Origin of the sequence: Marinobacterium sp. xm-d-564, assembly GCF_013283345.1 — a bacterium.
Lineage (GTDB): Bacteria > Pseudomonadota > Gammaproteobacteria > Pseudomonadales > Balneatricaceae > Marinobacterium_E.
In genome coordinates this window covers 171,728-184,468 of sequence record NZ_WBYO01000001.1, presented here as the reverse complement: position 1 = coordinate 184,468, position 12,741 = coordinate 171,728, and the positions used below count along the sequence as shown (strand labels likewise).

Here is a 12,741-nt window from a genome sequence, read left to right as displayed (position 1 = left end):
TCAACAGAGGAATATTCCATCATGTTGGATAAAGTTCTGATCGCAAACCGTGGCGAAATTGCGCTACGTATCATGCGAGCTTGTAAAGAGTTAGGCATTAAAACCGTCGCTGTTCATTCACAGGCTGATCGTGATTTGATGCACGTCCGTCTTGCTGATGAAGCGGTCTGTATCGGCCCAGCTCAATCTGCTCAAAGTTACCTAAACATCCCTTCCCTAATTGCAGCGGCAGAAGTCACTGATTCAGTGGCTATCCACCCTGGCTATGGCTTCCTCGCTGAAAACGCAGGCTTTGCTGAGCAGGTAGAGCAGTCAGGTTTTACATTTATCGGCCCTAAAGCTGAAACCATACGATTAATGGGTGACAAGGTGTCAGCCATTGAAGCGATGAAGAAAGCGGGTGTTCCAACAGTACCTGGTTCAGACGGACCACTGCCAGAGAACGACAACGATACGCTTTATAAAATTGCAAAACGTATTGGCTACCCTGTAATCATCAAAGCCGCTGCCGGTGGTGGTGGTCGTGGTATGCGTGTTGTTCATACAGAAGCTCACCTAGTCAACGCTGTGCAAGTGACTAAGTCTGAAGCAAAGGCTGCCTTTGGTGATGATACTGTCTACATGGAGAAGTTCCTTGAGAACCCACGCCACGTAGAGATCCAAGTATTAGCCGACGGACAAGGGAATGCGATTCACCTTTACGATCGCGACTGTTCATTACAGCGCCGCCATCAGAAGGTTGTTGAGGAGGCACCAGCACCTCACCTAGACCCAGAATCACGCGCAAAAGTACTGCAGTCATGTGTCGATGCTTGTATTGAGATCGGCTATCGCGGTGCAGGCACCTTTGAATTTCTGTACGAAGATGGTGGCTTCTACTTCATCGAAATGAACACTCGTGTTCAGGTTGAACACCCTGTGACAGAGATGGTTACCGGTGTCGACATTGTAAAAGAGCAGCTGCGTATCGCTTCTGGTGAAAAACTATCGATCAAACAGGAAGATGTCGTGTTACGTGGCCACTCTTTCGAATGCCGTATCAACGCAGAGGATCCAAAAACCTTTATGCCATCACCGGGTAAAGTTAATGGTTTCCATGCGCCAGGCGGCAACGGCATCCGTGTTGATTCGCACCTCTATGCGGGCTACACAGTACCACCTCACTACGACTCATTGATCGCTAAGTTGATCACTTATGGTGAAGATCGCGAAGTGGCAATGCAGCGCATGCGCAATGCTCTGGATGAGATGGTCATTGATGGTATTCGTACCAACATTCCACTTCACCACGAAATCATGCGTGATACCCATTTCGAAGTGGGTGGTGTTAACATTCACTACTTAGAAAAGAAATTAGGCCTGTAAGTTAACTTACGTCCTAATCAAAGCCCGCACTGTTGCGGGCTTTGTTGTCTTTAAATTACGAGCTCAAAAGAATGCCTTGGCTACAGATAAAAGTTGTTACAAATCCTGATATTGCAGAGTTTTACGAAGATCTACTTCTTGAAGCGGGCTGTGCTGCCGTGACCTTTGAGGACGCAAAAGATCAACCTATTTTCGAACCTGAATTAGGGACTACTCCGCTCTGGGGCACAACCGTAATAACCGGTCTGTTTGCAGCAGAGCATGATTTAGAGTCGACACTTACCTTTCTAAACGAGCAAAAACTCTCCGTTAAGGGTGGCGATACAATACAGTTCAAGGCAGAAATTCTTGAGGACAAAGATTGGGAACGAGAGTGGATGACTCACTATCACCCGATGCAGTTCGGTAGCCATTTTTGGGTCTGCCCAAGCTGGATTGAAGTACCTGATGCGAATGCAGTCAATCTGATGCTCGATCCTGGACTAGCCTTTGGCACAGGTACCCACCCAACCACTGCACTCTGTCTAGAGTGGCTCGCCAGTGAGCCACTACAGAACAGATCGGTTATCGATTATGGCTGCGGTAGTGGTATTTTGGGCATTGCCGCCATTCTTTTGGGTGCAAGCGCAGTGTCAGGCGTCGATATTGATCCGCAAGCGTTAACCGCCACTCAAGACAATCTTGTCAGAAACGGTCTAGATAAAGAACGTTTACCGGTATTCTTCCCAGAGAGCTTTGAATCAGAAGCGGTCGATTTAGTCATTGCCAACATACTCGCCGGACCACTGAAAGAGCTTGCTCCCACCCTGGCCGAATTGGTTAAATCAGGTGGTCAGTTAATTCTATCGGGGCTTCTGATAGAACAAGCGGATGAATTGATTGGCACCTACTCCGAGTGGTTTGATATGGAACCCCCATCAACCAAAGAGGAGTGGGTTCGTTTAACGGGTCGCAAACGTTAAGGTTGAGAAGGGATAGATGTTTGTAACAGAGTGTCCAGAGTGCCAAGCCAAGTTCAGAGTGACTGATGGTCAACTGCGCCTGGCTAATGGTCGCGTTCGCTGCGGCAACTGCCTCTCTATTTTTGATGCCGAAAATGGGCGTGCTGATCGAACACCCGCTACAGCAACTGAACAGCCTCAACAGACATCCACCGGAGCACAATTCGCTCAGCTAGATGCTGAGCCAATCGTACTTGAGCGATTTAATTCTCAACCAGAGTCGCCTTTCAAAACGGCATCAATGATTCTAATTCTTCTTTTATGCACAGTACTCGGCGCCTTACAGTACCTCTGGTTTGAACGAGCTAGGCTAAATGCACACCCCAGCTTACGACCCTTCTACATTATTGCGTGCAGTCAGATAAATTGTGATTTAAGTGCTAAAGAGGGGCTGGCTCTACTGGCGATTGAACAGACCCTAGTGAGGGAACACCCTCGTTACTCCAATGCACTTGAAGTGACACTGAGAATCAACAACCAATCTACCCTCTACCAGCCCTATCCGGCGGTTGAACTCTCTCTAAAAGATCTACAAGGCAAATTGATCAGCCGCCGCACATTTGATCCAAATGAGTATTTAGAACTTGGCATCAACGCTGAGCGCTTAAGCCCAAAACTCCCCATTCAAATTCAACTGACCATAACCAAACCGGATGAAGCGATCGCCTCTTTTGAAGCGAACCTTTCTGAAGCCCGTTTCAACCAACGCTAGGGAACCTACGAATAAGTCCATGACATCTCAGGCTTACAGTCAAATTTGTCATCCAGGCGTGTTTTTGAAGGCCTAGCGGGCTAAGTCGAGAAAACAGAACGCAGAGGATGGATTTGACTGTAAGCCCCGTAGGGCGCGACCTGAAACATCCATCTACAGCGTTGGATCGCTGACTAAAGGCGATGGCCATTAGTTGCACAATCCGCCTTGTATCTGAATGTTTCAGATCACGCTGAGAAATTATGGACTTGTTCGCAGGTTCCCTAGTTAGCCTGTCAACCCCAAAATTGATCATTTTTTATTCAAAAACGTCTTGGACCCTCGGTCCGTGAAGAGTATTATATGCGCCCTTCATAACCAACGACGGACATTCCAATTCATTGGAGTTACACCCTCGTTGTGGCAGGTTTTTGATGTTACAGATTGGTCCATACAGCCTTGACACTCAAGTTGCTCTAGCCCCAATGGCTGGTGTGACTGATCGCCCGTTTCGACAACTCTGTCGCGAACTGGGTGCAGGCCTTGTTGTGTCAGAGATGGTGACGTCAGATCCAAATCTTTGGCACACACGCAAGTCCTCATTTCGCCTAAACCATCAAGGCGAAGCGGAGCCTCGCTCCGTACAGATTGCGGGTGGCGATCCAGAGATGATGGCATTAGCTGCTCAGTTAAATGCAGAGCGTGGCGCACAAATCATCGACATCAATATGGGCTGCCCGGCTAAAAAAGTCTGTAATAAAGCAGCTGGCTCAGCACTGCTGAAAGATGAACCTCTGGTCGAATCTATATTGGAAGCCGTGGTCAATGCAGTCGATATACCAGTGACCCTAAAAATTCGGACTGGTTGGTCTCCAGACAATCGCAACGCACTCACCATCGCCAAAATGGCTGAACAAGCTGGTATAGCCGCGCTGACCGTTCATGGAAGAACCCGGTCAGATAAGTACCTTGGTGACGCTGAGTACGAGACCATTAAATCCGTTAAAGAGAACATCAGCATCCCTGTCATTGCTAATGGCGATATCACCACCCCAGAAAAAGCGCGTTTTGTTTTGGATTACACCGGTGCTGATGCAGTCATGATCGGTCGTGCAGCGCAAGGCACCCCGTGGATTTTGCGAGAGATTGATCATTATCTGCGTCATGGTGAAAAAATAGCGCCACCCACTCTTTCAGAAATACACTCTATTTTTAATCGCCACCTGAAAGCTCTGCACGAGTTTTATGGAGAGTTAATGGGCGTTCGTATCGCCCGAAAACACCTTAATTGGTATCTGCAATCAGTTAGCGATGTGACTGGCTTTAGAAAAGAATTTAATCAGTTGGAAACAGCTGAAGAGCAGCTTAACGCCCTCGATCAATATTTTGATCGTGCCCAAGCTGCTTAATATTTAGGTAACCGTAGTAGTGAGTAGTAACGATACAATGCAACATCTCGATATCTCTGAAATAACAACAGAAACCCAGACACCAACACTGCGTGAGAGTGTTCAATCTTCACTTGAGACCTACTTCAAGACGTTAGATGGACAGCCCGCAAGTGATGTTTATCAAATGGTGTTGACTGAAGTAGAAGCACCGCTGTTTGAAGCTGTTATGCGCTACACCAAAGATAACCAAACCCGTGCTTCAGAGCTTCTTGGCCTGAACCGCGGCACGCTTCGCAAAAAGTTGAAGCAGTATGATCTTCTTTAAATCTCTGAAAAATGGAAAGCCTCATGTCTAACGACTCATACACTCCTATTCGTCGCGCTCTGATCAGCGTGTCAGACAAAACTGGCATCGTAGATTTTGCCCGTGAACTGACTGCTCAAGGCGTTGAAATCCTATCAACTGGCGGCACTTACAAACTGCTTTGTGATGAAGGCATCGCAGCCGTTGAAGTCTCAGACTACACGGGTTTTCCAGAGATGATGGCAGGCCGCGTTAAAACCCTTCACCCTAAAGTGCACGGCGGGATCTTGGGTCGTCGCGGTACTGATGATGCGGTGATGACTGAGCATGGCATCAACCCAATCGACATGGTGGTTGTCAACCTATACCCCTTTGCAGAGACCGTCGCACGTCCAGATTGTGATCTTCCGATGGCCATTGAAAACATCGATATCGGTGGCCCAACCATGGTTCGATCTGCTGCCAAAAACCATAAAGATGTCGCAATTGTCGTTAACGCTTCTGACTACGATTCAATCATCGCTGACCTTAAAGCCAACAAGGGTCTTAACTACAACACCCGTTTTGACCTTGCTGTTAAAGCGTTTGAACACACTGCTGCTTACGACGGCATGATTGCAAACTATCTTGGTGCTCGAGTGGGTGTGGAAGAGCCAGAGACCTTCCCACGCACTTTCAATACTCAGTTCGTCAAAGTTCAAGACATGCGTTACGGTGAAAACCCACACCAACGTGCAGCCTTCTACGTTGAAGAGAACGCAACTGAAGCCAGCGTTTCAACCGCTCGTCAACTTCAGGGTAAAGAGCTCTCGTTTAACAACGTAGCCGATACTGATGCGGCACTTGAGTGCGTTAAGCCTTTCAAAGAGCCTGCCTGTGTCATCGTTAAACATGCTAACCCTTGTGGTGTCGCCATTGGCGGCAACATTCTGGAAGCATACAACCGCGCTTTCCAGACAGATCCTACCTCAGCATTTGGTGGCATCATCGCATTCAACCGCGAACTTGATGCAGAAACAGCAAAAGCGATCGTTGATCGTCAATTTGTCGAGGTGATCATTGCTCCAAAAGTGAGCGCTCAGGCATCCGAAATCGTTGCCGCTAAACCCAATGTTCGTCTACTTGAGTGTGGTGAATTTGCGGCACAGCCTGGTGCAGCTTTCGATTACAAACGTGTCAACGGTGGCCTACTGGTGCAAGATTGTGATCTAGGCATGGTGAACGCATCTGAGCTTCAAATTGTCACTAAGCGTCAACCATCTGAACAGGAGATCCGCGATCTACTGTTCTGCTGGGAAGTGGCTAAATTCGTTAAATCGAATGCCATTGTCTACGCTCGTGATGGCCAGACTATCGGTATCGGTGCAGGCCAGATGAGTCGTGTCTACTCAGCTAAAATTGCGGGTATCAAAGCGGCGGATGAAGGCCTACAAGTTGCTGGTTCGGTGATGGCATCTGATGCTTTCTTCCCATTCCGTGATGGCATTGACTCTGCAGCAGAAGCGGGTATCAAAGCGGTTATCCAGCCAGGTGGCTCAATGCGTGACCAAGAGGTTATCGATGCTGCTGATGAGCATGGCATGGCGATGGTATTCACCGGCATGCGCCACTTCCGCCACTAAGCGTTAAAGGGATTGAACGATATGAATATTCTAGTAATTGGCTCAGGTGGCCGTGAACACGCGCTAGCTTGGAGCGCCGCTAAAGATGCACGTGTAAATACTGTCTTTGTTGCTCCAGGTAATGCAGGTACAGCGATTGAAGCTGGTATTGAAAACGTCGCGATCGATGTCATGGACAAAGTTGCTCTTGCCAACTTCGCTAAAGAGAACGGCGTTGCCTTGACCATCGTAGGTCCTGAAGCACCGCTAGTCGATGGTGTCGTGGATTACTTCCAGTCAGAAGGCCTAGCAATTTTCGGTCCATCAGCAGGCGCTGCACAGCTTGAGGGCTCTAAAGCGTTTACTAAAGACTTCCTAGCACGCCAAGAGATCCCAACGGCAGAGTACCAAAACTTCACAGAGATCGAACCAGCACTTGCTTACCTTCGTGAGAAAGGCGCGCCAATCGTTGTGAAAGCGGATGGCCTAGCAGCGGGTAAAGGCGTTATCGTCGCGATGACACTTGAAGAGGCTGAAGATGCTGTCAAAGATATGCTTGCCGGAAATGCCTTTGGCGATGCCGGTAGCCGTGTTGTTATTGAAGAGTTCCTAGATGGCGAGGAAGCCTCTTTCATCGTCATGGTCGATGGCGAAAACGTTCTGCCAATGGCAACCAGCCAAGACCACAAACGTGTTGGTGATGGTGATACTGGCCTTAACACTGGCGGCATGGGTGCTTACTCTCCGGCTCCAGTGGTTACACCAGAGATCGACCAGCGCATCATGGACGAAGTGATCTACCCAACCGTTCGCGGTATGGCTGCAGAGGGTAACCGATACACTGGATTCCTATATGCAGGCCTAATGATTGCAGCCGATGGCACACCTAAAGTAATCGAGTACAACTGCCGCTTTGGTGACCCAGAGACACAACCAATCATGATGCGTCTACAGTCGAGCATTGTCGAACTTTGTGAAGCTGCGCTTAAGGGCGAACTCGACAAAACAACCGCTCAATGGGATCCTCGTCCATCCATTGGCGTTGTTATGGCTGCCGGTGGATACCCTGGTGATTACAACAAAGGCGATGTGATTTCACTTCCTGCATCACTTCCAGCTGACAGCAAAATCTTCCACGCAGGCACAGCCCTAAATGGTGATGATGTCGTGACAGCCGGCGGTCGTGTTCTTTGTGTCACTGCACTTGGCGACACAGTAACCGACGCACAAGCACGCGCTTACGAACTTCTAAAGCAAGTTAGCTGGAAAGACGCCTACTTCCGCACCGACATCGCTTACAGAGCGATCGCCCGCGAAAACGGTTGATATTCAACTTAACCTATCAAAGACCCTTCGGGGTCTTTTTTATTGCCTAAAATCATCATTGATGTCAGTCAACAGATCCAACCAAACTACTCGCACTTCAGTATTGATCAAGGCAAAATAATGATATTACCCTTTTATAAGAGACGACTATGCCTGAGTTTTTAGAGGCCTACTCCAGCGGAGAGGTTGCCGTTCTTTTAGGTTTGATCACCGGATTGGTGTTTGGTGTCTTTGCGCAGCAAAGTCGGTTCTGTCTTCGCGCGGCCTGTATTGAGTTCTGGCGCAACAAGCCTGGTCCTAAATTCGCCATTTGGCTCTTTACCTTCTCGACAGCGCTTATCCTGACTCAACTTCTAATGCTTAACGGTGATCTCGAGAAAAGCAGTATTCGGCAGCTGGTAACGACAGGCTCTATGTCTGGGGCCATCATTGGTGGATCCATGTTTGGTATTGGCATGGTCATGGCTAGAGGCTGCGCAAGCCGCCTTCTAGTCCTATCTGCGACCGGTAATCTACGAGCACTCATTGCAGGACTGGTGGTCACCGTTGTCTCGCAAGCCGCACTAAGAGGTATTCTATCTCCCGCCAGAAATGAGATCTCATCTTGGTGGCTAATCGATGGATCATCACGTGATCTGTCACTTTGGCTCCCAGAATTTGGGGCTTTAGGATTCGGTATTATTCTATTTGTCGCCGCTTTCTATTTGGCAAAAAGAACCTCACCCAGAATATACTGGCAGTTTGGTGCCGTCATGGTCGGGTTAAGTGTTGCTTTGGGCTGGGCACTAACCTCTTGGCATGCCAGTAACTCTTTTGACATTATCGCGGTGAAAAGCGTTAGTTTTACTGGACCATCAGCCGATACCTTAATGGCACTGATCAACGAGCCAGAGGTGCCTCTGTCGTTCGATATCGGCATTGTTGTCGGCGTATTTGCGGGCTCATTCTTGGCTTCTTGGATAACAAAAGAGTTCAAAATTCAAACCTTTACCGAAGAGACTGGCCTTTCACGCTATTTGGTTGGAGCCGGTCTTATGGGCTTTGGCGGCATGCTTGCGGGCGGGTGTGCAGTTGGTGCTGGTGTTACTGGTGGTGCAGTAATGGCCCTCACCGCTTGGGTTGCACTCTTCTTCATGTGGCTAAGTGCTGGCATCACTGACAGGGTACTCGACTACCGTCGCGAGACAGCCTAAATTAACAGCTCTAACGACTGAGCAAATTCTATGTCCTTTGAACTCTGGCTTGCCCTGTTAGGCGCAGCCATCATGATCTCGCTATCCCCTGGCGCAGGCTTTGCTACCGCTGTGAGTTTTGGGCTCTCAAATGGTTTACGAGGTGCAGCACCAGCTGTGTTTGGCCTTATTTGTGGCTATGGCACCCAGATGCTGGTGGTATCACTTGGCTTAGGGGCACTCATTGCAACCTCACCTATTCTATTCACAGTCATTAAATACATAGGCGCCGCCTACCTTATCTGGCTGGGCTTTCAGATTATCCGTTCGCAGGCTGAGCTCGAGCTTCATAACGCTGAGCCTCTTAAGAAGCGAGAGCGCTTTATTCGCGCCTATTTAGTTAATATCACCAACCCTAAGGGCATGGTGTTTCTACTAGCACTAGTACCACAATTCTTGAACCCTAACGAGCCACAAGCAGTTCAGTTGTGGATTATTGGCCTGACACTGGTATTGGTCGACTGGATTGTAATGACAGGTTATTCAGGCATCGCTGCGCGCCTAAGAAAATTTGTTCAAGACCCTAAGGGCAGAGCTTGGCTCAATCGCGCATCTGGGAGTGCACTGATACTAGCGGGTCTGGTATTGTCTACCGCAACACTTTAAAAATTGGAGTAATGATGGACTGTCTATTTTGTAAAATTGTCGCTGGCGATATTCCTGCTGAAAAGCTATTTGAGAATGATCATGTGATCGCTTTCCGTGACATCAACCCACAGGCTCCGTTTCACGCTTTAGTGATTCCTAAAAAACATATCTCAACTTTAGATGATGCCACTGCAGAGGATATTGAGGCCCTCGGTCACCTCCAATTAGCCGCAGCTGAGATTGCTCGTGACCAAGGATTTTCATCAGATGGTTATCGTACTGTCATGAACTGTCGCGAACATGGAGGGCAAACGGTCTACCACATTCACCTTCACCTGTTAGGTGGCAAGGCGATGGGATGGCCACCTTATACCGATACACTTAAGCAACCACTTTAAGGCTGTGTGATGACTGTCATAAAAGATCTACCCTCCAATAATCAACTCGAGTACTTCATTGAACAGGCACGACAGACGACAGCCATTACCACAGCCGTCGTCCACCCTGTGGAGGGTAATGGCTTAGCCGGCGCTCTTGAAGCGGCTAAACAGGGGTTAATCAATCCTATTTTAATTGGCCCCGAGCATAAGATTCGTCAGGCTAGTGAGGAGATTAACGCCGATCTTGGTGGCATTCAGATCATCAACACTGAACACAGTCATGAAGCGGCTGAGGTCGCCTGTAACATCGTTAGACAGGGCGACGCTCAAGCGTTAATGAAAGGCTCTCTAGGTACTTCAGAGCTGCTAGGAGCCGTTCTACACAAAGAGAGTGGCATCAGAACAGAGCGACGTTTGAGTCATCTGTTTGTGTTTGACGTACCGAACTATCACAAACCATTGATCATCACTGATGCGGCGATCAATGTTGTTCCTGATCTCTATACCAAAAAGGATATCGTCCAGAATGCGATAGACTTTGCGCATGCGTTAGGGAATGAACACCCCAAAGTAGCCATTCTAGCGGCTGTCGAGAAGGTGAAAGCGAACATGCAGAGCACCATTGATGCTGCTGCCCTCTGTAAAATGGCCGATCGCAACCAGATCACTGGTGGGATTTTGGATGGTCCTCTCGCCTTTGATAACGCCATATCAAAACAGGCTGCGATCGATAAACATATAAACTCACCAGTGTCCGGTGAAGCCGATATTCTTCTAGCACCTGATCTTGAAGCCGGCAATATGATTGCTAAACAGTTGATCTATTTAGCTGGAGCTCAGTCAGCCGGTGTCGCAGTAGGCGCTAGAGTACCGATCATTCTGACAAGCCGAGCGGATGGTGTTCTCGCACGGCTCGCAAGCTGCGCTCTGGCCTCCTACATGGTGCACCACGGCCGCAAGATATAGTCATGAACATACTGACGCTAAATGCTGGCTCTTCGAGCCTTAAAGCTGCTCTCTACACTCGACACAACGAGCTTTTATCCAAGATTGGAGAAGCTTCCTTATCCGGCGTAGGTTCAGACCATTTAGCTCTAAACATTGATGGCAAGGCTATCGAGATCACCGACCTCGACAAAACTGATCCAGCCAGCATCCATGCTGCCGTTGTCGATAGACTCTTTGAGCAGTTCAACTTAGTAGAGAATGAACTGATAGTCTCTCACCGTGTGGTTCATGGAGGCGGCCTTTTCTCGGCACCAGCCCTTGTCGATGACGTCCTGATGGCACAGTTAACATCTTTCAACTCACTGGCCCCGCTGCATCAGCCATTCAATCTACGTCTAATCGAACAAGTGCGAGCCGCACATCCAGGCTCAACTAATGTGGTCGCTTTCGATACGATGTTTCATGCTCATCAACCGGAGCTAGAAACTTGTTATGCACTGCCTAAATCGATTCGTGACATGGGTATCCGCCGTTACGGTTTTCATGGGCTGTCGTACGCCTATATAGCAGACTCCCAACAACTCTGTGAAAACCCAGAAGAGCGAACTGTCGTTCTCCACCTGGGAGCAGGCTCATCGGCTTGCGGTATGTTGGGCGGCGAGTCGAAAGCATCCAGCATGGGCTTCTCAGCAGTTGATGGTTTACCGATGGGGTCACGAACAGGCAATTTAGATCCTGGCGTGATGATTCATTTGATGCGTGAAGGGATGGATGCAAATCAGCTCGAAACACTTCTCTACAAACAGAGTGGCTGGCTGGGTCTTTCAGGTCTATGCAGTGATATGCGAACACTGCTCGAATCAGATTTAGAGGAAGCGAAGTTCACCGTCGATTACTACTGCTATCACATTACCCAAGAGATTGGTCGGTTAACCGCAATATTGGGTGGATTAGACAGAGTCATTTTCACTGCTGGCGTTGGCCAACATGCCCCACTCATTCGAGAAAAAGTGTGCAGTCAACTGGCTTGGCTAGGCCTAGAGATCGATAACAAGCTAAATCAGAGCAACCAAGTTGAGATTGCTACTAAATCATCCAAAGTCAGAGTGCAGGTCGTCCCTACGGATGAGGAGTGGATGCTAGCCAAATACGCGACGCAGTTAGTTTGATCGCTGTCTGACGATCTCAAACAGGGTAACACCGGTTGCTACTGAGACATTCAAACTGGAGACTTCGCCCGCCATTGGGATTTTAATCAACAGATCACACTGCTCTCGTGTTAAGCGGCGCATCCCCTTGCCTTCAGCGCCCATCACAAGCGCTAATGGGCCGGTTAGATCTGTTTGGTAAATGGAACCTTTCGCTTCACCCGCCGTTCCGACAATCCACACTCCACGCTCTTGAAGCTGATTAAGCGTTCTCGAGAGATTGGTTACCTGAAAATAGGGCACTGCATCCGCTGCACCACAAGCAACTTTAATCGCTGTCGCATTTAATGGCGCCGATTTATCACGAGGGGCGATGACAGCTGCGACACCGGCCGCATCAGCGGTACGCAGACATGCACCTAGGTTGTGAGGGTCAGTAACCCCATCAAGCACTAGCAGAAGAGGTGTTTGGTCAACCTCATCCATCAGCTTAAACAACTCTTTATCACCCAGAATGGGTAGAGGTTTAGCTTCGGCCAACACCCCTTGATGAACACCATCGACACGCTCATCCAAACGATGTTTGCTGATAGTCTCAACATGAACACCGGCCTGGGCAGCTAGGGCTAGAATTTTCTCTACTTTCGGATCAACGCGTCCCTGAACAATAAAGAGGCGTTTTACCCTCTCAGGGTCACGGTTTAACAGCGTTGTGACAGCATGAATGCCAAATACCTGATCCAATTTCATTCTCTTTTACCTTAGC

General features: G+C 48.7%; 13 protein-coding genes. 12 read left to right on the top strand and 1 reads right to left on the bottom strand.

Going from position 1 to position 12,741, the window contains the following annotated elements; genetic code table 11:
* The first annotated feature begins 21 nt into the window (after nucleotides 1-21).
* The 12 genes from accC (at nucleotide 22) to XMD564_RS00870 (ending at nucleotide 11,996) form a co-directional block, all read left to right on the top strand.
* Nucleotides 22-1,365 (top strand): acetyl-CoA carboxylase biotin carboxylase subunit, encoded by a 1,344-nt coding sequence (gene accC / locus XMD564_RS00925; RefSeq protein ID WP_173480484.1) that lies wholly within the window; start codon nucleotides 22-24, stop codon nucleotides 1,363-1,365.
* Between the two features lie 71 nt (nucleotides 1,366-1,436).
* Nucleotides 1,437-2,327, top strand: a complete 891-nt coding sequence (gene prmA / locus XMD564_RS00920) for a 50S ribosomal protein L11 methyltransferase (protein ID WP_173480483.1) — start codon at nucleotides 1,437-1,439, stop codon at nucleotides 2,325-2,327.
* A gap of 16 nt (nucleotides 2,328-2,343) precedes the next feature.
* Nucleotides 2,344-3,078 carry a DUF3426 domain-containing protein gene (locus XMD564_RS00915; RefSeq protein WP_173480756.1) on the top strand — a complete coding sequence of 245 codons (735 nt, stop codon included), beginning with the start codon at nucleotides 2,344-2,346 and terminating at the stop codon, nucleotides 3,076-3,078.
* A 413-nt stretch (nucleotides 3,079-3,491) separates the two neighbouring features.
* Complete coding sequence (gene dusB / locus XMD564_RS00910; protein WP_173480482.1) at nucleotides 3,492-4,466, top strand: tRNA dihydrouridine synthase DusB; 975 nt, start codon at nucleotides 3,492-3,494, stop codon at nucleotides 4,464-4,466.
* Between the two features lie 37 nt (nucleotides 4,467-4,503).
* A complete protein-coding gene (fis, locus tag XMD564_RS00905) occupies nucleotides 4,504-4,773 on the top strand; it encodes a DNA-binding transcriptional regulator Fis (RefSeq protein ID WP_173480755.1) in 270 nt (89 codons plus the stop codon).
* Between the two features lie 23 nt (nucleotides 4,774-4,796).
* Nucleotides 4,797-6,374, top strand: a complete 1,578-nt coding sequence (gene purH, locus XMD564_RS00900; protein WP_173480481.1) for a bifunctional phosphoribosylaminoimidazolecarboxamide formyltransferase/IMP cyclohydrolase — start codon at nucleotides 4,797-4,799, stop codon at nucleotides 6,372-6,374.
* Nucleotides 6,375-6,395: 21 nt separating this feature from the next.
* Complete coding sequence (gene purD / locus XMD564_RS00895; protein WP_173480480.1) at nucleotides 6,396-7,679, top strand: phosphoribosylamine--glycine ligase; 1,284 nt, start codon at nucleotides 6,396-6,398, stop codon at nucleotides 7,677-7,679.
* Between the two features lie 149 nt (nucleotides 7,680-7,828).
* Nucleotides 7,829-8,872 (top strand): YeeE/YedE family protein, encoded by a 1,044-nt coding sequence (locus tag XMD564_RS00890; RefSeq protein WP_173494697.1) that lies wholly within the window; start codon nucleotides 7,829-7,831, stop codon nucleotides 8,870-8,872.
* 30 nt (nucleotides 8,873-8,902) lie between these two features.
* A complete protein-coding gene (locus tag XMD564_RS00885) occupies nucleotides 8,903-9,517 on the top strand; it encodes a LysE family transporter (RefSeq protein WP_173494698.1) in 615 nt (204 codons plus the stop codon).
* A gap of 14 nt (nucleotides 9,518-9,531) precedes the next feature.
* A complete protein-coding gene (locus XMD564_RS00880) occupies nucleotides 9,532-9,897 on the top strand; it encodes a histidine triad nucleotide-binding protein (protein ID WP_217363598.1) in 366 nt (121 codons plus the stop codon).
* A gap of 9 nt (nucleotides 9,898-9,906) precedes the next feature.
* Complete coding sequence (locus XMD564_RS00875; RefSeq protein WP_173483903.1) at nucleotides 9,907-10,845, top strand: bifunctional enoyl-CoA hydratase/phosphate acetyltransferase; 939 nt, start codon at nucleotides 9,907-9,909, stop codon at nucleotides 10,843-10,845.
* 2 nt (nucleotides 10,846-10,847) lie between these two features.
* Entirely contained in the window at nucleotides 10,848-11,996 is a 1,149-nt protein-coding gene (locus XMD564_RS00870; RefSeq protein WP_173483902.1) for an acetate/propionate family kinase, read from the top strand.
* On the opposite strand, the gene rlmB is transcribed toward XMD564_RS00870, so the two are convergent.
* Nucleotides 11,988-12,725 (bottom strand): 23S rRNA (guanosine(2251)-2'-O)-methyltransferase RlmB, encoded by a 738-nt coding sequence (gene rlmB, locus XMD564_RS00865; protein ID WP_173480474.1) that lies wholly within the window; start codon nucleotides 12,723-12,725, stop codon nucleotides 11,988-11,990. The genes XMD564_RS00870 and rlmB overlap by 9 nt on opposite strands.
* Nucleotides 12,726-12,741 lie beyond the last annotated feature (16 nt).